The organism is Kribbella sp. VKM Ac-2571, assembly GCF_004362255.1.
Classification (GTDB): domain Bacteria; phylum Actinomycetota; class Actinomycetes; order Propionibacteriales; family Kribbellaceae; genus Kribbella; species Kribbella pratensis.
Window position 1 is genome coordinate 198,008 of sequence record NZ_SNWS01000012.1, and the last position, 25,073, is coordinate 223,080.

At 68.3% G+C, this 25,073-nt stretch carries 27 protein-coding genes; 15 read left to right on the forward strand and 12 right to left on the reverse strand.

Going from position 1 to position 25,073, the window contains the following annotated elements; translation table 11 throughout:
- The first annotated feature begins 40 nt into the window (after nucleotides 1–40).
- Genes EV651_RS25890 through EV651_RS25920 form a run of 7 tightly spaced genes read left to right on the forward strand, consistent with a single transcriptional unit; the run spans nucleotide 41 to nucleotide 6,861 of the window.
- Nucleotides 41–562, forward strand: a complete 522-nt coding sequence (locus tag EV651_RS25890) for a dihydrofolate reductase family protein (RefSeq protein ID WP_166658788.1) — start codon at nucleotides 41–43, stop codon at nucleotides 560–562.
- Between the two features lie 34 nt (nucleotides 563–596).
- Nucleotides 597–1,610: a LacI family DNA-binding transcriptional regulator gene (locus tag EV651_RS25895; protein ID WP_133787844.1), complete on the forward strand. Its 1,014-nt coding sequence runs from the start codon at nucleotides 597–599 to the stop codon at nucleotides 1,608–1,610.
- 40 nt (nucleotides 1,611–1,650) lie between these two features.
- Nucleotides 1,651–2,613, forward strand: coding sequence for a Gfo/Idh/MocA family protein (locus tag EV651_RS25900; RefSeq protein ID WP_133787845.1), 963 nt, complete (start codon nucleotides 1,651–1,653; stop codon nucleotides 2,611–2,613).
- An 11-nt stretch (nucleotides 2,614–2,624) separates the two neighbouring features.
- Nucleotides 2,625–3,647: a Gfo/Idh/MocA family protein gene (locus tag EV651_RS25905; RefSeq protein ID WP_133787846.1), complete on the forward strand. Its 1,023-nt coding sequence runs from the start codon at nucleotides 2,625–2,627 to the stop codon at nucleotides 3,645–3,647.
- 3 nt (nucleotides 3,648–3,650) lie between these two features.
- Nucleotides 3,651–4,481, forward strand: coding sequence for a Gfo/Idh/MocA family protein (locus EV651_RS25910; protein WP_133787847.1), 831 nt, complete (start codon nucleotides 3,651–3,653; stop codon nucleotides 4,479–4,481).
- Nucleotides 4,482–4,500: 19 nt separating this feature from the next.
- Nucleotides 4,501–5,217: a 2OG-Fe(II) oxygenase gene (locus EV651_RS25915; RefSeq protein WP_238157191.1), complete on the forward strand. Its 717-nt coding sequence runs from the start codon at nucleotides 4,501–4,503 to the stop codon at nucleotides 5,215–5,217.
- 45 nt (nucleotides 5,218–5,262) lie between these two features.
- Nucleotides 5,263–6,861 carry an HNH endonuclease signature motif containing protein gene (locus tag EV651_RS25920; RefSeq protein ID WP_166658789.1) on the forward strand — a complete coding sequence of 533 codons (1,599 nt, stop codon included), beginning with the start codon at nucleotides 5,263–5,265 and terminating at the stop codon, nucleotides 6,859–6,861.
- 10 nt (nucleotides 6,862–6,871) lie between these two features.
- On the opposite strand, the gene EV651_RS25925 is transcribed toward EV651_RS25920, so the two are convergent.
- Nucleotides 6,872–7,510: an SGNH/GDSL hydrolase family protein gene (locus EV651_RS25925; RefSeq protein WP_133787849.1), complete on the reverse strand. Its 639-nt coding sequence runs from the start codon at nucleotides 7,508–7,510 to the stop codon at nucleotides 6,872–6,874.
- Nucleotides 7,511–7,583: 73 nt separating this feature from the next.
- On the opposite strand from EV651_RS25925, the gene EV651_RS25930 reads away from it, so the two are divergent.
- The 3 genes from EV651_RS25930 to EV651_RS25940 are packed head-to-tail and all read left to right on the forward strand — an operon-like array spanning nucleotide 7,584 to nucleotide 9,886.
- Nucleotides 7,584–8,024: a GNAT family N-acetyltransferase gene (locus EV651_RS25930; protein WP_133787850.1), complete on the forward strand. Its 441-nt coding sequence runs from the start codon at nucleotides 7,584–7,586 to the stop codon at nucleotides 8,022–8,024.
- A 2-nt stretch (nucleotides 8,025–8,026) separates the two neighbouring features.
- Complete coding sequence (locus tag EV651_RS25935; RefSeq protein ID WP_133787851.1) at nucleotides 8,027–8,896, forward strand: LLM class flavin-dependent oxidoreductase; 870 nt, start codon at nucleotides 8,027–8,029, stop codon at nucleotides 8,894–8,896.
- Between the two features lie 33 nt (nucleotides 8,897–8,929).
- Nucleotides 8,930–9,886, forward strand: coding sequence for a formylglycine-generating enzyme family protein (locus EV651_RS25940; RefSeq protein ID WP_133787852.1), 957 nt, complete (start codon nucleotides 8,930–8,932; stop codon nucleotides 9,884–9,886).
- Here EV651_RS25940 and EV651_RS25945 read toward each other — a convergent pair.
- Genes EV651_RS25945 through EV651_RS25955 form a run of 3 tightly spaced genes read right to left on the reverse strand, consistent with a single transcriptional unit; the run spans nucleotide 9,870 to nucleotide 12,767 of the window.
- Nucleotides 9,870–11,093, reverse strand: a complete 1,224-nt coding sequence (locus tag EV651_RS25945; RefSeq protein WP_133787853.1) for an MFS transporter — start codon at nucleotides 11,091–11,093, stop codon at nucleotides 9,870–9,872. The genes EV651_RS25940 and EV651_RS25945 overlap by 17 nt on opposite strands.
- Nucleotides 11,090–11,557, reverse strand: coding sequence for a MarR family winged helix-turn-helix transcriptional regulator (locus tag EV651_RS25950; protein ID WP_133787854.1), 468 nt, complete (start codon nucleotides 11,555–11,557; stop codon nucleotides 11,090–11,092). The genes EV651_RS25945 and EV651_RS25950 overlap by 4 nt, the downstream gene beginning before the upstream one ends.
- A 19-nt stretch (nucleotides 11,558–11,576) precedes the next feature.
- On the reverse strand, nucleotides 11,577–12,767 hold the full coding sequence (locus EV651_RS25955) for an MFS transporter (RefSeq protein ID WP_133787855.1): 1,191 nt from the start codon (nucleotides 12,765–12,767) through the stop codon (nucleotides 11,577–11,579).
- 119 nt (nucleotides 12,768–12,886) lie between these two features.
- On the opposite strand from EV651_RS25955, the gene EV651_RS25960 reads away from it, so the two are divergent.
- Both EV651_RS25960 and EV651_RS25965 read left to right on the forward strand, forming a co-directional pair.
- Complete coding sequence (locus EV651_RS25960; RefSeq protein WP_133787856.1) at nucleotides 12,887–13,453, forward strand: TetR/AcrR family transcriptional regulator; 567 nt, start codon at nucleotides 12,887–12,889, stop codon at nucleotides 13,451–13,453.
- On the forward strand, nucleotides 13,450–13,959 hold the full coding sequence (locus EV651_RS25965; protein ID WP_133787857.1) for an SRPBCC domain-containing protein: 510 nt from the start codon (nucleotides 13,450–13,452) through the stop codon (nucleotides 13,957–13,959). The genes EV651_RS25960 and EV651_RS25965 overlap by 4 nt, the downstream gene beginning before the upstream one ends.
- Here the strand turns inward: EV651_RS25965 and EV651_RS25970 are convergent.
- The 3 genes from EV651_RS25970 to EV651_RS25980 are packed head-to-tail and all read right to left on the reverse strand — an operon-like array spanning nucleotide 13,948 to nucleotide 17,725.
- Complete coding sequence (locus tag EV651_RS25970) at nucleotides 13,948–14,928, reverse strand: PD40 domain-containing protein (RefSeq protein WP_133787858.1); 981 nt, start codon at nucleotides 14,926–14,928, stop codon at nucleotides 13,948–13,950. The two genes, EV651_RS25965 and EV651_RS25970, sit on opposite strands and share 12 nt — an antisense overlap.
- A complete protein-coding gene (locus EV651_RS25975) occupies nucleotides 14,925–16,139 on the reverse strand; it encodes an MFS transporter (RefSeq protein ID WP_133787859.1) in 1,215 nt (404 codons plus the stop codon). Before EV651_RS25975 ends, EV651_RS25970 begins: the two co-directional genes overlap by 4 nt.
- Nucleotides 16,139–17,725: a discoidin domain-containing protein gene (locus EV651_RS25980; protein WP_133787860.1), complete on the reverse strand. Its 1,587-nt coding sequence runs from the start codon at nucleotides 17,723–17,725 to the stop codon at nucleotides 16,139–16,141. Before EV651_RS25980 ends, EV651_RS25975 begins: the two co-directional genes overlap by 1 nt.
- A 157-nt stretch (nucleotides 17,726–17,882) precedes the next feature.
- Here EV651_RS25980 and EV651_RS25985 point away from each other — a divergent pair, with 157 nt between their 5' ends.
- Together EV651_RS25985 and EV651_RS25990 are read left to right on the forward strand one after the other, a co-directional pair.
- Nucleotides 17,883–18,860: an aldo/keto reductase gene (locus EV651_RS25985; protein ID WP_133787861.1), complete on the forward strand. Its 978-nt coding sequence runs from the start codon at nucleotides 17,883–17,885 to the stop codon at nucleotides 18,858–18,860.
- Nucleotides 18,861–18,944: 84 nt separating this feature from the next.
- The gene (locus tag EV651_RS25990) at nucleotides 18,945–19,424 is read left to right on the forward strand and encodes a BON domain-containing protein (RefSeq protein ID WP_166658790.1); all 480 of its coding nucleotides are present in this window, start codon (nucleotides 18,945–18,947) and stop codon (nucleotides 19,422–19,424) included.
- A 13-nt stretch (nucleotides 19,425–19,437) separates the two neighbouring features.
- Here the strand turns inward: EV651_RS25990 and EV651_RS25995 are convergent, their stop codons facing one another.
- Together EV651_RS25995 and EV651_RS26000 are read right to left on the reverse strand one after the other, a co-directional pair.
- Nucleotides 19,438–20,028: a hypothetical protein gene (locus EV651_RS25995; protein WP_133787863.1), complete on the reverse strand. Its 591-nt coding sequence runs from the start codon at nucleotides 20,026–20,028 to the stop codon at nucleotides 19,438–19,440.
- 75 nt (nucleotides 20,029–20,103) lie between these two features.
- Nucleotides 20,104–21,126: a LacI family DNA-binding transcriptional regulator gene (locus EV651_RS26000; protein ID WP_133787864.1), complete on the reverse strand. Its 1,023-nt coding sequence runs from the start codon at nucleotides 21,124–21,126 to the stop codon at nucleotides 20,104–20,106.
- A 39-nt stretch (nucleotides 21,127–21,165) separates the two neighbouring features.
- Here EV651_RS26000 and EV651_RS26005 point away from each other — a divergent pair, with 39 nt between their 5' ends.
- Nucleotides 21,166–22,677: an alpha-N-arabinofuranosidase gene (locus EV651_RS26005; protein WP_133787865.1), complete on the forward strand. Its 1,512-nt coding sequence runs from the start codon at nucleotides 21,166–21,168 to the stop codon at nucleotides 22,675–22,677.
- Here EV651_RS26005 and EV651_RS26010 read toward each other — a convergent pair.
- The 3 genes from EV651_RS26010 to EV651_RS26020 form a co-directional block, all read right to left on the reverse strand.
- On the reverse strand, nucleotides 22,661–23,485 hold the full coding sequence (locus EV651_RS26010) for a MerR family transcriptional regulator (RefSeq protein ID WP_133787866.1): 825 nt from the start codon (nucleotides 23,483–23,485) through the stop codon (nucleotides 22,661–22,663). The two genes, EV651_RS26005 and EV651_RS26010, sit on opposite strands and share 17 nt — an antisense overlap.
- Nucleotides 23,486–23,543: 58 nt before the next feature.
- The gene (locus tag EV651_RS26015; RefSeq protein WP_133787867.1) at nucleotides 23,544–23,807 is read right to left on the reverse strand and encodes a hypothetical protein; all 264 of its coding nucleotides are present in this window, start codon (nucleotides 23,805–23,807) and stop codon (nucleotides 23,544–23,546) included.
- A 261-nt stretch (nucleotides 23,808–24,068) separates the two neighbouring features.
- Nucleotides 24,069–25,073: a zinc-dependent alcohol dehydrogenase family protein gene (locus tag EV651_RS26020; protein WP_238157193.1), complete on the reverse strand. Its 1,005-nt coding sequence runs from the start codon at nucleotides 25,071–25,073 to the stop codon at nucleotides 24,069–24,071.

Below are 25,073 nucleotides of genomic sequence, written 5' to 3' on the forward strand. Positions count from 1 at the left end.
GCATTGGACGCATGGATCAGGCCGGAGCAAGCTGAATGCCATGACAGGCACAGTGATCTGGCACATGACGATGTCCCTCGACGGCTTCATCGGGGACCGCGACGACAGCGTCGACTGGATGTCCGCCGCCGACGGCGGCCCCTCCGGGCTCGGCGACGAGGTGATCGCGACGTGCGGCGCGTTCCTGTGCGGCGGCAAACGCGTCGAGGCGGTCGGCGAGAACCGGCCGTACGGCGGGGTGTGGCAGGGCCCGATCCTCATCTACACCCACAAGGACCCGGCCACGAACCCGATCCCGGAATTCACCTATGTCTCCGGGGACATCCGGGACGTCGTGGCCCAGGGCCTGGAGGCAGCCGCCGGCAAGAACCTGGTCGTCACCGGCGGCACGGTCCCCCGACTGGCGGTCGAAGCCGGACTCGTGGACGAACTCGTCCTCCACATCATCCCCATCCTTCTCGGCGAGGGTGTCCGCTTCTACGACAGTCCCGGCGTACACCCCACGAAACTGAAGCTCCTGAGTGCCGAGAACCTGAACTATCGGTTCGAGGTCCTGAGGTAGTGCAACCGGTTGCACGGAGCCTTAGGGTGTGGGCATGGCATCACGTGCCGGCCGGGCGCCGGGGGTCACCATCGGGGACGTCGCGGCCGCCGCCCGGGTTTCGCGGTCGACGGTGTCGCGTGCCTTCACCCGGCCGCAGCTGCTCAGCCAGGAGACCGTGCAGCACGTCCGCGCTATCGCGATGCGGCTCGGGTACGTCGGCAACCAGGCGGCGCGGGCGCTGTCGACAGGACGGTTCGGGAACATCGCCGTCGTCGTACCGGATATCGCGAACCCGTTCTTCCCGCCGCTGGTGCGCAGCCTGCAACTGGCAGCGGAGACCGCCGACCTCGCGGTGTTCCTCGGTGACTCCGACGAGTCCGCGGAGCGGGAGGCCAAGCTGATCGCCCGGCTCGCGCCGCAGGTCGAGGGGTTCGTGCTCGCCTCGCCGAGGCTGTCCGAGGAGTTGATCCGCGAGCTGGCGGCGACGCGTCCCGTCGTCCTGGTCAACCGCGATCTGGACGGGATCCCGCGGGTCCTGATCGACTCGTCGGGCGGGATGACCGAGGCCGTGCTGTTGTTGAAGAAGCTCGGCCACCAGCGGCTCGCGTATCTGGCCGGGCCGCGCGACTCGTGGTCGGACCAGCAGCGGCGGAAGACGCTGACGCAGACGTCCGCCAAGGCGGGGCTGACGGTGGAGATCGTCGAGGTCGGGCGGCCGACTTACGCAGCGGGGCGGGACTCGGTGTCGGCGGTCGTCCGATCGGGAGCGACCGCGGCGATCGCGTTCGACGACGTGGTGTCGCAGGGCGTGCTGGCCGGGCTCGAGGTGCGCGGCATCTCGGTGCCGACGGACTTCAGCCTGGTCGGCTGCGACGACACCCTTGCCGCCCTCACGACGCCGGCCCTGACCAGCGTCTCGGCGGGTGCCGCAACCGCCGGTACGGCGGCCGCGAAACTGCTCGTCAACCTGCTGGAGGCCACCGAGCCGAGCGCCGAGTGCGTCACCATCGCGACTCACCTGGTGACCCGCGCGACGACCGCGGCGGCACCGAACTCGACGTCCTGATGCGTTGACGTGCAACCGGTTGCATGCTGGAATCACGATCATGACGCGTATCGCCATCGCCGGCGCCGCCCATCCACACGTGGCCTACGCGACCGCGGAGGTCGATCAGGTCGCCGAGTACGAGCTGGTCGCGGTGGCTGATCCGTCCCGCGAGACCGCCGAGCGGTGGGCCACGCCGTACGACGCCAAGGTGTTCACCGATCACCAGCAGATGCTGCGCGAGGTCGAGCCCGATGTCGTCATGGTCGCCGGGATCTACGGCGACCGCGGTCAGGTTGTGGTCGACGCTCTGAACGCCGGCTGCCACGTGATCGCCGACAAGCCGCTGTGTACGACGCTCGAGGACCTCGACGCGATCGCCGAGGCCGCGGAGCGCACCGGCCGCCACGTGACCCTTCTGCTGGAGAAGCGGTACTACCCCGTCACCCTCGGGGCACTGGGAATCGCGGATCAGCTCGGCACGATCCACGGCGTGACGTCGTCCGGCCCGCACAAACTGAACCGCCCGACGCGTCCGGCGTGGTTCTTCGAACGCGCGCGGTACGGCGGACTCCTCAACGACCTCGCCGTCCACGACATCGACGCCGCCCTGCTCTTCACCGGCCTGACCAGCGGGACCGTGAGTGGCTCGATCGTGAACAGCTCGTACGGCGTCGCGACGCTGAGCGGACCTGGTGCGGTCATCACCGCGGGCGTGGACTGGATGAACCCGGCCGGCTCGCCGGTGCACGGCGACTACCGGATGAAACTCGTCGGCACCAGAGGCACCGCCGAACTGCTCTGGGCGCGCAACCGCCTCGTCCTCACCACGACCGACCTGGCGCCGCACGACGTACCGCTGCCTGCCGGTCATCGCCCGGCCGAGCTCGTCCTGCAGGCGCTTGCTGCGGGCAACGAACCGGACATCACCACCGAGCGCGGCCTGCTGGCGACGCGGCTCGCACTCCTCGCGCAACGGTCCGCCGAGAACGGCGGGGTACCCATCTCCTGGACGACCGACTGAAGAGAGGTCCTATGCGTTTCGCCCTCATCGGTGCCGGCATGATCGGCGCCGTGCACGCTCGCCTCATCGAAGCCCTCGGAGTTCTCGGAGAGGAGGCCGTGCTGGCAGCTGTCGTCGACCAGAGCCTCGAACGCGCCGGCAAACTCGTCTCGCAGTACGGTGGTCGGGCCTATGCGACGCCGGCCGAGGCGTACGCCGCGGAGGAGGTCGACGCCGTCGGGATCTGTCTACCGAGCGCACTGCATGCCGATGTTGCCGTCGAGGCGCTGCGAGCCGGCAAACACGTGATCGTCGAGAAACCGGTCGACATCACGCTGGCCGCCGCCGACCGGTTGATCGAGGTGCAGCGGGAGACCGGGCTGACCGTCTCGGTGATCAGCCAGCGCCGCTTCCAACCGCCGGTCGCGCAGATCCGGGCCGCGATCGACAGCGGCGCCCTCGGGCGCGTGACATCCGGGATCGCCGAGTCCGCGTTCTTCCGGCCGCAGTCGTACTACGACGGCGACGACTGGCGGGGCACGCTCGCGGTCGACGGCGGCGGCGCCCTGATGAACCAAGGCATCCACGCGCTCGACCTGTTGGTCTGGATGCTCGGCCGGCCGGTCCAGGTGAGCGCGCAGACCGGGCGACTCGCCCACTCGGGGATCGAGGTCGAGGATCTCGCCGGTGCATCGATCGTCTTCGAGAGCGGCGCTATCGGGCTGATGCTGGCCAGTACGGCGGCGTACCCGGGCCGTCCGGTGCGGCTGACGATCCACGGCGATCAAGGGACTGCGGTCCTCGACGACGACCAGCTCGCGTACTTCGCCGCGGCGAACGCCGACGTACCCGAGGCGCCGGTGCTGGAAGGGCCGGACGGGTGGGGGCCGGTCGAGCTCGCGCATCTTGCGCAGTACCGCGACTTCATCGGCGCGGTCCGCGACGACCGCCCGCCGGCGGTGCCGCTGGAGGCCGGGCGGCGATCGTTGGCGACTGTGCTGGCTGTCTACGAGTCCGCCCGTTCAGGGCAACCGGTCGAACTGAAAGAGGACTGACTCATGCCCTTTCGCATCGCCCTGGTCGGCACCGAGAACAGCCATGCCGAGCACATCATCCAGCACTTGAACGTCGATCCCGTCGCCGACACCGCCCGCATCGTGGCGCTCGTGGGCGCGGATGACGAACGCAACCGGAAGCTCGCCAAGATCGGTGGGATCACCGAACTCGTGCCGACCTCGGCCGAGTTGCTCGGCAGCGTGGACGCACTGATCGCCACCAACCGCGACGGCGCGTTGCACCGCGAGCACGCCGTACCGTTTCTGGAGGCGGGCGTCCCGGTCTGGGTGGACAAGCCGTTAGCCGCGAGTACGGCGGATGCGCGGGCGATCCTGGACGCGTCGCGGCGCGGTGGTGCGCCGGTGACGTCGTACTCCGCGGTGCGCTGGGTCGCGGACGCGGATGCGCTCGCCGCGGCCTCGGTCGGTGAACTGCAGGCGGTCACGGTGACCGGGCCGGCTGATCCGGACAGTGAGTACAGCGGGATCTTCTTCTACGGAATCCATGCGGCTGATCTGGCGCAGCGGTTGGCTCCTGGCGAGCCTGGTCGGGTGACGGTCGAGCGCGTTGGGTCCACTGTCGTCGTGCGCTATGTGTGCGGCGGGGTGCTGGTGACGTTGCAGTTGGTGAAGCCTACGGACGACGGCCGGGTGCCGTTCCATGCCGAGCTCGTCGGGCGGACGGTGCTGGTGAGTCGCGACGTACGGCTTGATTCGGAGTACGTCGTACCTGGGCTGAAGGTCTTCCTCCAGATGCTCGAGACGGGTGAGCGCCCGCTTGACGACGCGACGATGCTGGCTCCGATCACGGTGCTGGAACAGGTCCTCACATAACTGTGGGCTGTGCCGTTCCATGGGTATGAACAGGTACGAACGACGCGTCGCCGGCGCTGACTGGGACGCTGTGGCCGCTTCGGTTGATGATCTCGGTTGTGCACTGTTGCCGCAGTTGCTGACGCCCGCCGAGGCCTTGCGGATCGCTGGGATGTACGACGACGTACAGCGGTTCCGGGCGACGATCGACATGGCGCGGCATCGGTTCGGCGAGGGACAGTACCGGTACTTCGATCGGCCGTTCCCTGAGGCTGTGGAGGCGTTGCGGCAGGCGCTTTATCCGCGGCTGCTGCCGATTGCGCGGGAGTGGTACTCGAGGCTCGGGCGGGAGGCCGAGTGGCCGGACACGCTCGACGAATGGCTGGACGTTTGTCATCGGGCGGGGCAGGAGCGGCCGACACCGATCCTGCTGCGGTACGGCGCGGGCGACTGGAACGCCTTGCACCGTGATCTCTATGGCGACAAGGTGTTTCCGCTCCAGGTCGTGATCAATCTGAACGACCCTGGCGTCGATCATTCCGGCGGTGAGTTCCTGCTGGTCGAGCAGCGGCCGCGGGCGCAGTCGCGGGGTACGTCGACGCTGATCCCGCAGGGGCACGGGTTGGTGTTCACGACGCGCGATCGTCCGGTGAAGTCCGCACGCGGCTGGTCGGCCGCGCCGGTGCGGCACGGCGTTTCGGCGATCCGCTCAGGACAGCGCCACACGCTCGGACTGGTCTTCCACGACGCGAAGTGAGGGCCGATTTGGCGATACGTCGTATTCGAACGTATGATCGAATGCATGAGTGAGTGTCCGGTCGATCAGGCTCCCGACGAGGCCAGCGGCCCGTCGGAGGTGCCGGCCGGACGGGCGCTGTCTGTCGTGCCTGGTGCGCCGGGAGCAGCGTCGGCGGGTCAGGGTGACGACGGGCACTGGGATGCCCCGTTCTTGGCGTTGGTCGACCGGGTGCGCGCTGATGCGCGGCTCGCGGCTCGGCACGGACTCCTCGGCCGGTATGACGGCCCGGACGACCGTGGTGCCGACTTGTTCGAGGCGGTGGCGTTCCAGGACACGTCAGAGTTGAGCGACTCAGGCTGGTTGGATCGGCACGAGGCGATCTGCCGGTTGGAGGCACGGCTGGCCGCCATGAAGGCCGAGGCGACCGCCGCGTACGAGACCTCGTTGCACGGTGTGTCGGCTGATCTCGGGCACCGCCACCCCGAGCCTGGGGATCGGGTCGCGGAACCGGGCGAGCGTCGATGGGTGGCGGGTGATCTCCGGTCGACTGCTGACGAGCTCGCGTTGGTGTGGCAGATGCACAAGGGCGCTGCGATGGCCAGGATTCATACGTCGTGCGAGTTGGTGCACAACTTTCCGGCGACATTGCGGGCGCTGGAGGAAGGTCAGTTGACCGAGCGGGCCGCGTTCACGATCGTGCGGGAGTTGTCGGTCCTGGACGATCCGGACGCTCGGCGTGCGGCCGAGACGGCACTGCTGGGGTGGGCCGAGAAGCATCCGTTGCAGAAGCTGAAGCAGGAGGCGCAGCGGGAAGCCGCGCGGCGTTCGCCGGATGCGCGTAGCAAGGCGCACGCGCGGGCGATGGATGAGCGGTCGGTGCGGATCTTCCCGAACAGTGACGGCACGGCTGAACTGGTTCACACCCACGACGCCTTGGACGCGGGCGCGGTGATGAACAGCCTGACCCGTGCGGCGGCGTACCAGCGTCGTCAGGGGGACTCCCGCTCCATGGACCAACTGCGGGCCGACATCGCGCTGGAGCGGCTCCTACCCCGGACTCGAAGGGGCAGAGAACCGGGCGAAAACGCAGACGTTGAGCTACACGACGACTCTACCGCTGGCGTGGACGCCACCGTCGTCATCCATGCGACTGGCGCCGAGATTCGCGCACTGATCGACGGCGAGAACAGCACTGGCGGGACGGCCGAACACTACGGGCCGATTCCCCAAGAATCTCTGCGTAAGCACCTCACTCGCGCTCTGGCTCGAACTCTCCTCGGGGGTGCCGGCCGGTCCCGGATCGGCCTTCGGCTCAGCGACGAGCCACCGGCCGGGAAACCGGACAGGTACGCACCGGATGCTGCGACCGATCGCTTCGTCCGCCTGCGTGATCGAACCTGCCAGTTCCCTGGGTGCAACCAGCCTGCTGAGTTCGCCGATGTCGACCACCGCGTCGCCTTCGCGGAAGGCGGCCGTTCCACCACTGACAACCTTCATTGCCTGTGCCGGCACCATCACCGCCTCAAGCACGAAGGCGGATGGGTCATCACATCCAATCCCGATGGCACGGCCACGTGGACCAGCCCTGCGGGTCGGCGCTACCGCACGCCTCCGCCTGATCGCGGCGGTTCTGATCCACCCGACTCTGGTGCGCCATGGTGATCGTGGCGGGTTACTCGGCTGCGGCCAGGTCGGAGCAAATGTCCCAGGCCGCCTGCCGGAGCTGGGCGGCGGTGTCCGCGGTGAGGCCCTTCACCGGTACGTCGGTACCGACCGGGTCCTCGTTCAGCAAGGCGATGAGGAACACGCATGCCGCGAGGTAGCTGCCCGCGAGCGCGGGGTGGCTGTTGTCCGCGTCGTGCAGTGCTGGTTCGTCGTACTGGCTGAGGAAGCGCTCCCAGACCATCCCGACTGGTACGAGCGTCGCACCGAGTTCCACCGCGGCGCCGCCGTACGCCTTGGTCAGAGCCTGCTGGGTCTCTGGTGCGTTCCTGCGTGCCCAGGTCAGGTAGAACGCGGTCCGCGCACCGGCCGCGGTGATCGCCTCGTCGAAGTCGCGGGCGCTCTCCCGGAAGCGATCCGGGCTCTTGATCGGAAGCGTGCTCTGCTCCTGCAGTACGACGGTGTCGAATCCGCCGCCCGCGATCTCGTCGAGCGCCTTGCCCGCGTTGAGATGCTGCCGCAGCGACGCGCCTCCGGCCGAGATCAGCTTGTGCTCGATCTCAAGGCCGCGCGCCCCGGCCAGCCCCTTGAGCAGCCCGGGCAGGTTGTTCCGCGAGGTGAAGCTGTTACCAACGAAGAGGATCCGCACGACACGGACGCTACTACTCCCCCGGGACCGAATCCGTTTGACCGCCGCCCGCGCCCGGCTGTTGAGTTGCGGGATGAGCGAGCTTCGGATCGTGCCGGTGACGGACGACCAGACGGTGCTGGACTGGCAGCGGGTGCACAACGAGATCATCCCGACGGCGCCGCTGTCGGTCGACGAGATCCGTGAGCGGATGACGCGGCACGTCCTCGAGGTGGCGTACGACGGTGACGTTGTCGTCGGATGCTCCACGGTCCGGCCGCCGTCCGAGGAGACCTCGGCCGCAGTGGTGATCGCTCGCGTGCTCCCGGCGTACCGGCGTCGTGGCTTCGGTACAGCGATCTACGAGCACTGCTTGCGGCGCGGGCGGGAGCTGGGCGATGGCATCGAGACGCACATCCTCAGCAGCAACGAGGACGGCGTACGGTTCGCGAAGGCGCACGGGTTCGTCGAGGTGGAGACCTACTTGCTGCCGGGCGACACGATTCCGTTCATCGAACTACGGCTGGGTGAGTGACCATGCGTTTCTCGATCAACATTCCGAACTTCGGAGACTTCGCCGACGCCCACACCGTCACGCGGGTGGCGAAGGCCGCCGAGGACGCCGGCTGGGACGGGCTGTTCTTCTGGGACCACGTCGTGCACAGCAAGGAGCGGCGGCGCGGCCAGCCGTTCGGCGACCCATGGATGCTGATGACGGCGGCCGCGCTGGCGACGTCGCGGATCAAGCTCGGTCCGCTGGTCACGCCGATCGCCCGGCGGCGGCCCGAGCAACTCGCGCGACAGGTCGCCACCCTCGACGGCCTGAGCGGCGGCCGGGTGATCTTCGGCGCCGGGCTCGGTGGGCCGATCGACGACGAGTTCGGCAGCTTCGGCGACGAGACCGACCCGAAGGTGCTGGCCTCGCGGCTGGACGAGGGCCTCGACCTGCTGACGGCGTACTGGTCCGGCGAGCGGGTGGACCACGCCGGCGAGCACTACCGCGCCGATGACGTCGAGTTGCTTCCGGCAACGGTCCAGCGACCGCGGCCGCCGGTCTGGATCGCCGGCTACTGGCCGCGGAAGGCCCCGATGCGCCGAGCCGCGCGCTGGGACGGCGCCGTGCCGCTGTTCAAGACCGCCAACCACGGCGAAGCCCCACCGGTCGACGAGCTCCGTGACCTGGTCGCGTTCATCAACGGCGAGCGCAAAGACACAAGCACGCCGTACGACGTGATTGTCGGCGGCATCAGCCCGTCCGACCCCGCCCGTTCCCGCGCCCTCGTCGAACCGCTCGCCGAAGCGGGTGCGACCTGGTGGGACGAACGCCAACTCATCACCGGCACCGACTTCTACCGCCTGGACCCGATCTTGCGCCGCATCGAGCAAGGCCCACCGAGCCTCGGCTGACCCCGCGAGTGCAGCCGACCTAAGCTTGCTCGCATGAGCGATGACCGTCCGTCCTGTTGTGCGCCCGCACGCGCTGAGGTGGCGGCACCTCCGCCGGTCTCGGACGCACGCGGGGAGCATGGGGTCGAGCAGGTTGTGCTCAGTGGTGGCTCGTTCGCGATGGGTAACAGCAACGGGGACGAGAACGCCGCCGACGGCGAGACGCCGGTGCATCAGGTCGAGTTGGCGTCGTTCAGCATCGACGCGACCAGCGTGACGAACGCCGACTTCGCCCGCTTCGCCGATGCGACCGGCTACCGCACCGAGGCCGAGACCTTCGGCTACTCGGCAGTGTTCCATCTCGCCCTGGCCGCCGAACCGGACGAGGTGATGGGACCGGCATCCGGGACCCCGTGGTGGGTCGGCGTCCGCGGCGCCGACTGGCGACATCCGGGCGGCTCGCGGTCCGATCTCGACGGACTCGACGACCATCCCGTCGTCCACGTCAGCTGGAACGACGCGGTCGCCTACAGCAAGTGGGCGGGGCGACGGCTGCCGACCGAGGCCGAGTGGGAGTACGCCGCCCGCGGAGGTCTCGAGGGCCTGCGGTACCCGTGGGGCAACGAATTGATCGACAACGCGACCGACGGCGAGTGGCGGTGCAACATCTGGCAGGGCGAGTTCCCGCGGACGAACACCGAGGAGGACGGCTACCTGACCACTGCGCCGGTCCGCACCTTCCAGCCGAACGGCTACGGGCTGTGGCAGATGGTCGGCAACGTGTGGGAGTGGTGCGCGGACTGGTTCGGCCCGCGCTACTACAAGTTCTCCCCCGCCGAGAACCCGCCCGGACCATCGCTCGGCGCGGCCCGGGTGATGCGTGGCGGCTCGTACCTCTGCCACGACTCGTACTGCAACCGCTACCGCAACGCCGCCCGCTCATCGAACACGCCTGAGTCCTCGATGGGCAACGCCGGCTTCCGTACGGTCGGTCTCACGCGTCCTGAGTGACCGCAGGCTGCCGCAACCCCGGCGTACTGGCCGCGACCGCGGCGACGGCTGCGACACACAGCAATGCTCCGGAGGCGAGCGAGGCCACCGGTGAGGTGAGCTGCGCGACCACGCCGCCGCGGAGGTTGCCGAGATCGGGGCCGGCCTGACCGACGATCTGCTCGGCAGCACTGACCCGGCCGAGCAGTTCGGGCGGCGTGTGCAACTGGACGATCGTGCTGCGGGAGACGACCGCGACGGTATCCGCCGCACCGGCGAACGCGAGGCACACCAACGCCAGCCACGCGGCCGGCGAGAACGCGAACAGCAGCAGGGCAATCCCCCACCCGGCCGAACCGCACAACATCACCAGCCCGTGCCGAGGCAATCGGGTGAACGACCCGGAGAACAACGACGCGGCGACCCCGCCGACAGCGATCGCGGTCAGGAACAGCCCGAGCGTCCGCGGGTTGTTTCCGAACCGCTCCGCGTTGATCACCGGGAACAGACTGATCGGCATCGACAGCACGGTCGCGGCCAGGTCGGTGATCAACGCACCCCGGATCACCGGCGTCGCGACGACAAACGTCAACCCGTCCCAGACCCCGCGCAGCCCCGGCTTCGCAGTGGCCTCGATCTTCATCCGCGGCAGCCCGAGTACGCCGTACAGCGCGGCGAGGAAGCTCACCGCGTCGACGAGGTAGCAGACGCCGACTCCCCAGGTGCCGACGATCACGCCACCGAGCGCCGGCCCGAGCAGCATCGCACCTTGGAACCCGATCCGGTTGAGCGCGATCCCGGCGGCCAACTGGTCACGCGACAGCAGCTGCGGCAGCACGGTCCGCGCCACCGGTCCGGCTGTCGCGGCGAACGCCGACTGTACGGCGACCAGCGCCAGCAGCACCCCCACCGGGACCCGACCGATCACCAACTGGCTGGCCATGACAGTTGCGGTCAGCAACTGCCCGATCGTGGTGAGCAGGTAGATCTTGCGCCGTTCGAGCCGGTCGACGAGCGTGCCCGCGAACAGGCCGAGCACGATCAACGGCAACGCCTGCGCCAGTCCGACCGCGCCGGTCCAGGCCGGACTCGCGGTCTGGTCCCAGACCTGGAACATCACCGCGACGAAGGTCAGCTGACCGCCGAACCCCGACAGCACCTGCCCGATCCACAACCGCCGGTACGTCAGGACCTTCAGCGGCCCGAGGTCGATGAACGTGTGCTTCACTGCAGCTTCTCCGCGATCCGGTCGTGGAAGCTCTTCCGGGCCAGTGCTTCCTCGACATCGCGGACGACCTGGGTCATCGGGTACGGCAGCTCGGCCTCGAGCTCGGCGATCGCGGCCTCGGTCGCCCGCCACTCGGCAGCGAGCAGCTCGACGAGCTTCTTGGACTTCGCGGTGAGCGTGACCTGCTTGCTCCGCGCATCCGCACCCGGCACGGTCCGGACCAGGCCGGCCGCGCGCATCCCGGCCACCTTCTGGCTGAGCGCCGAGTGCGTCCGCCCGATCGCCTCGGCCAGCTCGGTGATCGTCATCGGCCCTTTGAGATGCAGCTGGAGCAGTTCCCGCACGTACGTCGGCTTCAGCCCCTTGATGTCCCGATCGAGGTAGATCTGCCCGATCTCGGCATCGAGCCGCGCCAGCAACTCGTGCAACGGCCGCCACAAACTCTGCTCAGTGGGATCCTCCATGCACGGATCATAACAGCACTTATATAAGCACTGTTACATCTGGTCGATGCCGCGCAATGGTTGAGATCCACCCAGCGGCGAGACCGGCGGCCAGCAGGCTGATCACGGCGACGGTCGCGAAGCCGTAGCGCGTGTCGGAGTGGCCGGTGACGACCGAGGCGATCAGCATGACGACGATGGTCGCGGCGAGTCCGTACCCGTTGGCCAGACCGAACGCGTGTCCGACCCGCGACACGTCCACCGACGTCATCAGCAACGACCGCGTCGCGATCCGTGCCTGCCCGAACAGGAAGGCGCCCACCAGCACCAGCACCATCAGCACGGGTACGCCGAACAGCGGCTGCAGCGCGAACAACGTCGTACAGACCAAGAATCCGCCGACTGCGAGCTTCAGGTCACCGAGGCGGGCCGCGGATCGACGGTAGACAGCCGCGGCGAGCAGGAAGCCGGCTCCGCCCAGCGCGTCGACCACGCCGAGGACAGCCGGACCGCGATGCCATTCTCCGATCAGCAGCACCGGAAGCAAGGCATTGAAGACCGTCACGACCACGAGACCTTGACCGAAAAGCAAGGCCAGCGGCGCGAGCGGGAGAACCCGTGCCGCGGTGGGCCGTGCAGCCCGGGTTGTTTCCCCGAGTGACTCGGCTGGCCGGCGTCCCGTTCCGACCGCGACCACCAGTACGGCGGACAACGCGAACGTCAGCGCATTGAAGGTGAAGAGCGGCTTCGGACCGAAGTACTGGAGCGCGACTCCACCGACGGCAGCGGACAGGAGCATGCCGCACTGGAGGGCGATCTCGTAGTGCGCGTTGAACCGACGCAGCTGCGCGGTGGCGACTCGTTCGCGGATCAGTGCGGCACTGGCCGGCGTGAACTGAGCGGCAATGACCGCCAGCGCGAAGTTGGTCGCGTAGACGAGCGGCTGCTGGGACACCCCGAGCGCCAGTCCGACCGGGAGAACGAGCGCGGCCACCGCACTGACGAGGTCGCAGATGATCCACAGGCGGCGCCGGTCGAAGCGGTCCGCAAGGCGACCGAAGTACGGCGAGAGGACGGCCTGCGGTACGGCGACAGCGATGAAGAGCCAGCCGACGTCGAGCATCGAGCCCTGCGCGCGGACCAGCAGCAGCGCGGCGCCGAGGAGCTGGATGTTGTTGCCGAGGGACGTGATGAAGGCTGCGGGCAACAGCAGCCGAGGTCGTGAGGTCACACGGTCAACCGTGACAGCAAACACTGACAGTTCATGGCAGCGTTTCTTTTCGCTACTCCAGTTCCGTAAATCGTGTTACAGTCCTTTTCCGATACCGCAGTAGCGAAAAGGGGATGGCGATGGTGCCACGAGGACGGCCGCGGGACGCCGGTGTCGAGGGGCGGGTGCTCGACGCCGCGATGGCCGAGATGCGCGCCCGGGGGTACGACGCGATGTCGGTCGACCGGGTCGCCGAGCGAGCCGGGGTCGCGAAGACCACGATCTACCGCCGGTGGCCGAGCAAGGCCGAGCTGGTGATGGCGATGATCACCGAACTGACCAGCGCCGTACCGTTCGATCCGACCGGTGACCCCCGTGGAGACCTCACCGACTTCGTCGCCGGCATCGCCGCTGCGCTCGACGCCATCCCGACCACCCTGATCGCCGACCTGGTCGCCGCGGCCGCCCGCGAGCCGCGCGTCGGCAACGGTGTGCGCGCGCTCTGGGCCGAGCGCCACGCGGTAGTCGCCACGGCGATCACCCGCGCCCAGGCGGACGGAATCATGCCCGCGCACGCCGATCCGCGCGTCGTCGTCGACCAGCTCGTCGGCGCCCTGTACTACCGGCTCCTCATCACCGGTGAGCCGATCGATCCCGCCTACGTGAGGGCGCTGGTGAACAGCACCCTCGGACCGGAGCAGTCATGAAGAAGTTCCTCGTTGCCCTCGGCGCCGTTCTCGTCGTGGTCGCCGGTTGGACCGCCTACACGGTCGCCCGCCCGTTAGTCCTGCACACCGAGCTCGATATCGACGCCTCCCCCGAGCAGGTCTGGAAGGTCCTCACGGACCGCCAGGCCTACCCGGACTGGAACCCGTTCATCACCTCGTCGACCGGTGAACTCACGGTCGGCGGCACCATCACCAACGTGCTGCGCGACACCAAGGGCAGCGAAACCAAGTTCACGCCGAAACTGCTCGCCGTCACGCCGAACCAGGAGCTCCGCTGGATCGGCAAGGTCCCGCCCGGCGCCGTCTTCGACGGCGAGCACTCGTTCCGCCTGACTGCCCTGCCGGACGGCCGCACGCACCTCGTCCAGGAGGAGAAGTTCAGCGGTGCCGCCGTCCCCTTCACCCGCTCGTGGCTCAACAAGTCCATCAAGCCCCAGTTCGAGGCCATGAACCGAGCCCTCGCCGCCCGGGCCCTAGCTAAATGACGGTGAGGTGGCTTGGGGGATGAGGAGCTTGGCCGGCGTGGTGATACCTACGGACCAGACGTCGAGGGTGTTGCCGGAGTTCCGGAGCGGGTAGAGGAGGGTGTCGTTGCCCTGCCAGACGGGCTGGTCGTCGATGGGGCGTGAGTCGGGTGGATGGGTGATGCGGCGGGTGCCGAGGTCCAGGACCGCGAGGCGCCAGACGCCGTCGGCGACTTTTTGTTTGTAGGCGATTCGGCGGCCGTCTGGTGACAGGGAGGGGCATTCGACGTTCTCAGCGATCGCGGTGCCTCGGTACGCGCGGTAGTCGGCCTCGATCAGGTACGTCTTCCCCTTGCTCGCCATCGTCACGTAGAAACGGTTGCCGTCGGCAGCGAACGTGATACCCCAGTAGTTCACGTCCGAGGCGAAGTACCGCTTCCCGTCGACGAACACGGCGAGCTCTTCGATCGTCTTCACCAGCCGCCCGGTGTCCACCTCGTACAGCCCGGTGCGGGTCGAGAAGCCGGTGGCGGCGTACGAGTCACCGGTGACGAACAGCGTCCAGTTCACGAACCGCCCGTCCGGCGACACCCGGGCGCGGCTCGGCGTACCGGGCAGCGTCTCGCGATGGCGTTCGTGGAGGCTCGCGTCCAGCACGATCAGATCGGTCATCGCGGGAAGCGAGCCGGCCTTCAGCCGCAGGCAGATCGCCGTACCGTGCGCCGCGGCGAACCGGTCGCAACGCAACTCCCCCACCCGCCGGGCAGCACCTGGATCGGCCATTGGTACGGCGGCCAGCTTGCCGGCGTCCGGTCCTTCGGCGAGGTTGCGGAAGAACAGCGTCTTGCCGTCGAACCGCATCGGCTGCCCCGTGACAACCGGTACGGCGTTCTCGGCCGCGCCACCGTCGCGTGCGTGCGCGACGTACGTGATCGCCCCTGCGAGGAGTGCGAGGATCCCGATCGCGGAGCCCAACAGCTTCGACGTCATCGGCGTACCTCCAACGGTCTGAAGATGGCGGCGGCGATCGTGACCGCTAGCAGCGCTAGCGTGAACGCGAGGAGCGCCGGCCGAAGGTCCCAGAGAGTCCACAGCAGGCCGACGGCAACGGCTGCGGCCATGCGGGCCAGTGCCTGCCCGGTTTGCAGTACGGCGAGACCGCTGGCGCGGAGGTTTTCGGGCAGGAGCGGACCGACGGCGGCCGGGAGCACACCGTCGGTGGCGGCATAGAAGGCACCGTGGAGAGCGAGGACCAGCCACCAGGCGCCGACCGGTCCGCAGACGATCAGGAGCGCGACGATCAGCGCGAGGTGTCCGCCGAGGAAGACCTTCCAGCGACCGATCCGATCGCCAAGCCGGCCGAGCGGGATCGCGAGCAGGAGGAACGTGCCGGCAGTCCCCCACGGGAGCAGCGGAAACAAGCTGGTGCTGATGTCCCAACGACGCTGTACGGCGAGGTAGACGAAGGAGTCGGTGATCGTGAAGAGACCGAGCGCCGCCGCCCAGACACAGCACCGGCGGAAGTTCGCATCACGCAGCAGACTCAGCATCGGAAGCCCGCGCGAGGGAGGGGTCGGCGACGGGGATTGGTCGCGGACGAAGGCTGTCAACAAGATCACACCGCAGGCGGCCAGCGCGAAGCTGGTGACGAAGACCGAGTTGTAGTCGTTCAGGCTCGCCCACAGGACGAGAGTTGCTACCAGCGGCCCGAGGAAGGCGCCGATCGTGTCGAGAGCCCGGTGGACGCCGAACGAACGGCCCATCGTCGAAGGATCGCTGCTCAGCGAGATGAGGGCGTCGCGAGGTGCGGTCCGGATGCCCTTGCCGGCGCGGTCGACGGCGAGGACCGCGCCGATCGCCGGAACCGTGGAACCGGCGGCCAGGAAGCCAAGCTTCGAGATCGCCGAGAGCGCGTAGCCGACGCCGGCGACGGTCTTCAGCCGTCGCCAGCGGTCGGCCACATGTCCGCCGACCAACCGCAGTACGGCGGTCGCTCCGGCGTACAGGCCGTCGAGCAGGCCGAACTGCAGGGGGTTCAGCCCGAGCCCGAAAACCAGGTACAACGGCAGGATCGCGGTCACCGTCTCGGCCGAGACGTCGGTCACCAAGCTGACGATGCCTAAGGCAACGACATTTCCAGGGACATTCCTGGGAACCCGTCGCAGTGGTGTCCGGAGCGGGCCGACGGATGCGAGGTACATCAGTGGCAGCTGTACGTCGGGCTGCTGTCCAGGACCTTGCCGTCGAGCCCGATCAGCTGCGTGGCGAACGTGCTGTCGGTCATCGACAGCTTCAGTACGCCGAAGTCCGAGATGATCTTCGCCGTCGCCGGATGCGCGGCGTGCACCGGGTACAGGGGCGCTCCGCCCATCCCGCCGATGATCTGGACCGGGCCGTTCGCGTCCTTGTCACCGTCGGCGTTCTGCGGCAGGAACCGCTCGTAGTGGTGGTCGTGCCCGTTCAGCACCAGGTCGGTCTTCGCCGACACCAGCGTCCGCCAGAGCGGGTCCGCGTCCGGGTTGTCGCCGTGGTCGCCGGAGCTGAACCGCGGGTGGTGGTAGTACGCCGCGATGCAGCCCTTGGTGTTGCTCGCGAGATCCTGCTTCAGCCAGGTGAGCTGTACGGGCTCGCGAAGCCCTTCTTCCTTCACGAAGTCGTTCGAGTCGAGCGCGATGAAGTGCCAGTTGCCGTGGTTCCAGCTGTAGTAGTTCTTGCCCTGCGGCGTCGCGATCGAGCCGAAGTAGTCGTGGTACCCCTTGAACGGCGTGTCGTCGTACGTCTCGTGGTTGCCAGGGATCGGGTGGGTGATGCTCTTGAACTTCCCCCACGTCTTCGCGTAGTAGTTCTGGAAGTCCGACAGGTGGGCGTCGTCGTACTGGTTGTCGCCCATCGTGATCACCGCGGCGGGATTCATCGCCTCGACCAGCTTCGCGGTCTTCGGATGGATGCAGTCCGAGTCGGACGCCGTACAGCGGTCCGCGATGTCGCCGGCCGCCGCGAGCACGAACCCACCGGTGCCGCCGGTCGATGTCGTCACGGTGATCGACTCGCTCGCGGCCGACACGTTCCCGGCCAGGTCGCGAGCGCGCACGGAGTACTTGTACGTCGTGTTCGCGGTCAGCCCGGTGTCGTTGTACTGCGTGCTCGTCGTCGTCGCGACCGCAGTACCGTCACGCAGAACGTCGTACCCGCTCACACCGACGTTGTCGGTCGACGCAGCCCAACTGAGGGCGACGGACGTTGCCGTGGCGCCCGTGCTCTTCAGGCCGGCCGGGACCGTCGGCGCCTGGGTGTCGCCGGACGAGTCGGTCGTCCCGTAGACCTCGAGCTCCCACAGCGAATAGCCGTACGACGTTCCACGCTGAGTGCCGACGACCCGGACGTACCGCCCATGCCCTTGCAGGCCGGTGAGATCGTCGGCCGCACCGTTGCCGTCCGCAACTGTCTTGATCGTGCTGAAGGTGGTGCCGTCGTCGGAGACCTCGATCCGGTACGCCTTCGCGTACGCGGCCTCCCAGTTCAGTTTGACCCTTCCGACGGTGGCCGCCTGGCCGAGGTCGACGCGGATCCACTGCGGATCGACGCCTTCGGTGCTGGCCCAGCGGGTCGACGTACTGCCGTCGACCGCCTTGCCTGCGGTCAGGGTGTCGTCCTCGATGCTCGAGGCAATCACCGGCTTGCCCTGCGACAGCAGGGTGTCGGCGTTCGTCCGAGCGTTGGCGGCGGACCCGCCGAGCGCGGCGAGCAGACCGACGGGTAGCACCAGCGCGAGCAGGCGCAGTCTCATGAGATACCTCCGGGGGCGCGGAGCAGAATTGTTAGGAAGGTTACCTAACAGCTAATGGTAGGTAAAGGCCTCAGTTTCGTTATATGCGTGGTATGCATCAACTCTGCACAAAAGATTCATTGGACGGATCACTGGCGGGGCTGGTTGGCTCAAGGGCATGGATATGCGCACGTTGGGACGAGCAGGTATCGAGGTCAGCCCGGTCGGATTCGGGTGCTGGGCGATCGGGGGCCCGTTCAGCAACCCGGCCGGCGAACCACTGGGCTGGGGCGTGGTCGACGACGAGGAATCGGTGCGGGCGATCCGCCGGGCGGTCGAGCTCGGCGTGACCTTCTTCGACACCGCGGACGTGTACGGCGCCGGCCACAGCGAACGCGTACTGGGCCGGGCGCTCGCCGGGATCCGCGACCAGGTGGTGATCGCGACCAAGTGGGGCAACACGTTCGACGAGTCGACCCGGATCATGCACCACCAGGACGCGACCCCGGAGTACGTCCACAAAGCCGTACGGGCGTCGCTCGAGCGGCTTGGCACCGACTACCTGGACCTCTATCAGCTGCACTTCGACACCACCGACGAGATCGCACTGCCGCTGCGCGAGGCCTGCGAGGAACTGGTCCGCGAGGGGCTGATCCGCAGCTATGCGTGGAGCACCGACACAGTGCACAGCGCGGAACTCTTCGCGCAGGGCGAGCACTGCACGGCGGTTCAGCACGAGGCGAGCGTTCTGCACGACGCACCGGAGTTCTTCGCGCTGTGCGAGCGCGAGAACCTGGCGAGCATCAACCGGACCCCGCTCGGCATGGGCATCCTCGGCCGCCGGGACGCGAACAAGCCCGCGACCGGCGCGGACATCCGCACCCTGCCGCCGGCCTGGCTGCGGTACTTCGACGAGGGCGGCGTACCGGCGCCGGAATGGTGGGAGAAGGTGTCCGCAATCCGCGACGTACTGCAGAGCGATGGGCGGACGCTCGCACAGGGCGCCCTGGGTTGGCTGTGGGCGCGGAGCCCGCGGACGGTGCCGATTCCTGGTTTCAGGACCGTCGCGCAGGCCGAGGAGAACGCGCGCGCGATGGAGTTCGGCCCCCTGACGGACGATCAGCTGAAGCAGATCGCGACGCTACTGGCCGCGTGAATCGCCTTTGGCCGGATGGGTACTCCGGGGAGTAAGCGAACCTCGAGAGGATGACGGCCGATGCGAGTGAAACACGGCAGGCCCATGATCACCGGAGCGGCCCTGACCATCGTTGGAGTCGGCGCCGGGATGCTCACCGAGTACCTGCTCGACCCGGACCAGGGCCGAGCACGCCGTGCGCGGATGCGCGACAAGTCGTCCCGCTCGCGACGCCGGTTGGCCGGTGGACTGAGCGGGATGTCCCAGGATGCCGCGAACCACGGCCGGGGTCTGGTGATGGGAATGCGGTACCGCGTCACCGGCCGGTCGGCAGACGACGCCGTACTGCACGATCGGGTGCGGGCCGAGTTGGGGCGGCACGTCAGCCATCCGCATGCGCTCCAGGTGCGGGTCGACGGCGGCATCGTGACGCTCACCGGTGACGTGCTGGCGGCCGAGGAGAAGTCGGCCCGGCGGGCTGTCAAGCGGATCCCGGGCGTGAAGGGCGTCCACGAGCAGTGGAACGTGCACGAGGAGCCGGGCGACGTACCGACCCTGCAGGGCACCGGACGCTCCAAGAGCTAGCGGCGGCTGTCGCCTACTGCCACTGCGCTGTTTCACGGTCGAGGTCGGGAATGGGCCCCAGAAGCGTCCACCCCGGCTCCAGGGCCCGGGTGCTCCGGAATCCGCGGTCGTCCGCGAACTCGTCCACGTCCGTGTCGTCGGGAGCGTGCATGATCGTGTAGCGCGGCGGGTCTTCCCCGTAGAAGCAGAAGAACGTGCGGTCTTGATCCTTCGACTGATGCACGATCCTGTCCGCGCTCGGCAGAGCCAGGTACGTCGCCTCATCGCCCGGGGTCGTCCGCTCGCAGACCTCAGCTCGCCCGGAGTCGCGCACGCAGATCCACGCACGGGTCCAGACGATCCGCTCGGCCTGCGGGTGGGCGGCCACCAACTCTTCCATTCGGGCCTCGGCCTTGCTGAACCGCGTGTGATCGAACGCCGTCTCCAGTTTGTCGAACCGCCGGTGGTCGAACCCGCTGCCGAAATATGCCTCCAACGACCAGAGGACAGCGACCCGGAAGGCCACGAAGAGCGCCGCCACGACGACCAGCGTGACCAGCACGATCCGAACCGGCGAGCGCCGCCTGGTCGCCGTCGTCGGGAGAGTTCCTCGTTGTGCGCCCACGCGACTTTGGTACCACGGCCCTTGTGTCACCGGTTGTTTATCGATATACCTACTGCCGTGCGACGACAGCAAACTTCAGCCGCGCGGCTTCGTCGTGCCGCGGAGAACCAGCTGCGCGGCGACGACGAGTTCCTTCGGGTCGCGGCCCGGGCTGCCGAGCTGCGCCGTCATCAACGCGGTGATCGCGTCCGCCATCTCCTCGTGCCCGGGGTTGACCGTGGACAGCGACGGCACCAGGTACGCCGCCTCGTCGATGTCGTCGAACCCGACCACCTGTACGTCGTCCGGCACGCGAACCCCGGCGTCGGCGAGCGCGCGCAACGCGCCGATCGCCAGTACGTCGGTCAGCGCGAACACGGCGTCGAACGCGATCCCACGATCGCGCAGCGCCCGGATCCCGTCGTACCCGTCCTGCAGGCCGAACGAGGAGCGCACGTTCAGCTCCGGGTCGACCGGTACGCCCGCCTCGGTGTGCGCGACCTCGTAGCCCTCCGCCCGGAGCGCGGGCATGGTCGCGGAGCCGCCCGGATCGCCACCGAGCATCGCGACCCGGCGCGCGCCGGTCGCGAGCAGGTGCGCGGTGGCCTGGCGGGCGCCGTCGACGTTGTCCATCATCACGTGGTCGAAACGCGACGGCTGCGCCCGCTCCCCGATCATCACCACCGGCGCGTCGGTGCGGAGCTGGCTCAGCTCGCCCGGGTCGATGTCGACCACGCTGAGGATCAATCCGTCGTACATCCGCAGCCGCGAGAACGCGACCGCGTCCAGTTCGCCCTCGCGGCTGGCGCCGGTGCGTTCGGTGACGATCCGCAGGCCGTGCGTCTCGAACCGGTCGGCGAGGCGGGCGGCGAGCTGGGCGAAGTACGGGCGCTCCAGCTCGGGTACGGCGAGACCGACCACGCCGGTGCGGCCGGCGCGCAGATGCCGGGCGGCCAGGTTCACCTGGTACCCGAGCTCACCGATCGCCGCCAGCACCCGGTCGCGGGTCTCCGGCCCGACCCGCGGCCGGCCGTTGATCACGTTCGACACCGTCATCGTCGACACCCCGGCGAACCGGGCGACGTCGGCCATCGTCACGACACTCGATGGCTTCCCCATGCGGACCACTGTAGGACCTAAAGGACATAGGAGGGCTCAATGCCTGAAGCACGCGTCGCGATCGATCTCGACGTACCCGGACCGACGATCAGCCGGCACCTGTACGGCCACTTCGCCGAGCACCTCGGGCGATGCATCTACGGCGGCTTCTACGTCGGCGAGGACTCACCGATCCCGAACGAAGGCGGGATCCGGCTGGACGTGGTCGAGGCGCTACGGGCGCTGAACATCCCGAACCTGCGCTGGCCCGGCGGCTGTTTCGCGGACGAGTACCACTGGAAGGACGGCATCGGGCCGAAGGCCGACCGACCGTCGATGGTGAACACGCACTGGGGCAACGTCGAGGAGAACAACCACTTCGGCACCCACGAGTTCATGGCGTTGTGCGAGCTGCTGGGCGCCGCGCCGTACGTGAACGGGAACGTGGGCAGCGGGACCGTGCGGGAGATGAGCGAGTGGGTCGAGTACCTGACCCGCGACGGCGACAGCCCGATGGTGCGGCAGCGCAAGGCCAACGGGCGCGACGAGCCGTGGAAGATCCCGTTCTGGGGCATCGGCAACGAGGCCTGGGGTTGTGGCGGGAACCTGCGGGCCGAGGCGTACGCCGACCTGGCGCGGCAGTACGCCACGTTCCTCAAGGACCACGGCGACAACAAGCTGTACCGGATCGCGGCAGGCGCGTCGGACGACGACCTGAACTGGACCGAGGCGTTGCTGAAGTCGATCAGCTGCCTGGGCTGCGGCCGCGACCCGAAGAACATCTACCAGGCGATCTCGTTCCACTACTACACGGTCGCGGGGACCTGGGAGAACAAAGGCAGCGCGACCGAGTTCAGCGTCGACGACTACTACCGGACGTTGTCGAAGGCACAGGACATCGAGCGGGTCATCCGTGCGCACTCGGCACTCATGGACGCGTACGACCCGGAGCGCAAGATCGGTCTCGTGCTGGACGAGTGGGGCACGTGGTGGGATGTGGAGCCGGGCACGAACCCCGGGTTCCTGTACCAGCAGAACGCGATGCGGGACGCGCTGGTCGCGAGCCTGCACTTCGACGTGTTCCACCGGCACGCGGAGCGGCTCGTGATGGCGAACATCGCGCAGACGGTCAACGTACTGCAGGCGATGCTGCTCACCGACGACGAAGGGGGACTCGTTCGTACGCCGACGTACCACGTCTTCGAGATGAACAAGGGGCATCACGACGCGCAGTCCTTGCCTGTGCACGTGATCGAGGGAGCGACCTACGATCTCGACGGCAAGGCGATGGACCTGGTGTCGGCGTCCGCCTCGGTGAAGGACGGGCAGGCGCTGGTGTCGATCAGCAACCTCGATCCGGCCGCGGCACTGGACGTCGTACTGGATCTCCGCGGCGGATCGCCCAGCGAGGCTGCCGGACGGTTGCTGACGGCATCGAAACCGCAGGCCTACAACACGGTCGCGGATCCGGATGCGGTGGCTCCGGTTCCGCTGAAGGTGGAACCGGAGCCGCGCGGGCTGCGGGTGACGCTCCCGCCACACTCTTTTGCGACGGTCAGTTTGGTTTTGTGATCGCGATCTGGAACTCGTGCACCCAGTTCGCCGGGTTCTCCATGTCGAACTGGAGCGTGACCTCCCGGGCATACCCCTGGCTGCGGTAGCCGTTGTCCTCGATCCACCGGGCCAGCGTCTGCATGCTGCGGTCGGCCTCCATCATGTCGCCCTGGTGGACGATGGTGGCGGCGTCGAGCCCAGGGAGTTCGGTGATGTCGACGTCCAACGCCGTACCCGTCGTACCTGTTTCGACGGGTACGGCGGCGTGGACGCGGATCGTCTCGTTCTCGGCGTCCTCGTAGTACGCGACCGGCGAACCGCACGGGTTCACACCGGCCGCGCCGAGGCGTTCGAAGAGCTGGCCGAACAGGGGCTGGAGCACCGGGCCGATGTCCGCACCGTCGTAGCTCGGTGAGATGGCGGACAGTTCGGCGACCCGGGTCGGGGCGATGTGTTTCAGGACGACGTCCTCGGTGGGCATGTGACCTTCCCTCTCGATGAGTCGGAGCCTCGCCTCGACGCTCGTCAGCCGGGCCGCGCTGCGGGCCAACTCGTCCTCGAGCTGGGCCTGCCGCAGTCGCAGCATGCCGCGCAGTTCCTCGGCGGACAGCTTGGCGTCGACGATCTCGCCGACCTGCTGCAGGCTGAAGCCGAGGTCCTTGAGGGCGACGATGCGGTTCAGCCGGCTGAACTGGTCGGCCGAGTAGAACCGGTAGCCGGTTGCCGCGTCGACGACGGCCGGGCGGAGCAGCCCGAGCGCGTCGTAGTGCCGCAGCATCCGTGCCGACACCTGCCCGAACGCCGCGAAGTCTCCGATGGTGAACATCCACCCACCTTCCGGCTTGACACAGTGTCAAGGTCAAGCCGTAAGGAGCGTACTGCGGTTAGGAGGAGACGCGGGTACGGCCGTCGCGGACCGCGGCGACGGTGAGGGCGGTGACGACGAGGGCGACTCCGCCGGCGCCGAAGCCGGTGACCAGGATGCCGCGGCTGCTCAGCCGGGCGTCGCACTGCATCGGCGTGATGCCCTTGTCGGGCTGGAAGACCGAACCGCAGCCGTCGCCGCCGGCATGGACCGGCCGGACAGCGAGCACCACCCCGACGATCAGCAGGACTGCACCCACCGCGCCGAGGACCTTGCTCAGCACCGGCCGTCCGCTCGGGTCTGGGGGCGTGCGTCAGCCAGGACCGACCATTGTTGGCGGGTCAGAGCCCACATACGCACCCTCAGCTCCCTGGCAGCTCGGTAAGATTTGATCAAATCTAACGCAGCTAGCCGTCAGCGTTGAAGTTGGGCACGGCCCAGTGCTGGAATCTTCACCCACTTCTAACGCTCCGGTTCACCCCTTCCAACGCCGCCCGGACCGCATCGGTTCAGCCACTTCTGCCGCTGTCCAGGCGGCATCGGTTCAGTTGTCCAGGGCGGCGACCAGGGACCCGCTCGCGCGGCCGTGCGCGACGTCGGAGAGAGCGCGGTCGACCGCATCGAACGGAACGACCGTCGTGTGCGCCGCAACCGGAAGCCGGGCGACAAGCCGGAACAACTCCTCGCCGTCGCGACGGGTGTTGGAGGTGACGCTGCGGAGATCGCGCTCGTGGAAGAGGTGCCGTTCGTAGTTCAGCACCGGTACGTCGGACAGATAGATACCCGCGACCGCCACAGTTCCACCGGGCTTGAGCGATTCGAGCGCGGCCGGGACCACGTCGCCGGCCGGAGCGAACACGATCGCCGAGTCCAGCGGCACCGGCGGCCGATCCCCGACGAACGCAGCACCCAGTTCACGGGCAAGGGCCTGGTTTCGCTCGCCGCGGGTCACCACGAACAGTTCGGCGCCCTGGGTCAGAGCGAGCTGCGCGGTGAGGTGGGCGCTCGACCCGAAGCCGTAGATACCGAGCCGGCCGCCGGGCGGCAGGTTCGCGCGGAGCAGGGAGCGGTAGCCGATGATCCCGGCACACAGCCACGGTGCGAGCTCCGCCGCGGGACGATCCGCCGGCAACGCGTAGGCGTAGTCCTCCGGCACCACGGCGTACTCCGCGAAACCGCCGTCGGCGTCCCAGCCCGTGTACGTCGAGCGCGGGCAGAGGTTCTCGGATCCTTGGCGGCAGAACTCGCACACGCCGCAGGTGCCGCGCAGCCAGGCGATCCCGACGCGGTCCCCGATCGCCAACCGCTCGGCCGCCGTACCGCGATCGACCACCTGCCCCACGGCCTGGTGCCCTGGGACGACACCCGGGCGCTTCGGTGCCAGGTCGCCCTCGGTCAGATGCAGGTCGGTCCGGCAGATCCCGCACGCCTCAACCTGTACGAGTACTTCGCCGGCGCGGGGCTCTGGCACGGTCCGACGTACGCGCTGCAGCGGACCACTGTCGACGGGTCCTGGTCGATCGACTGCCCACGCCTGCATCTGCTCCAT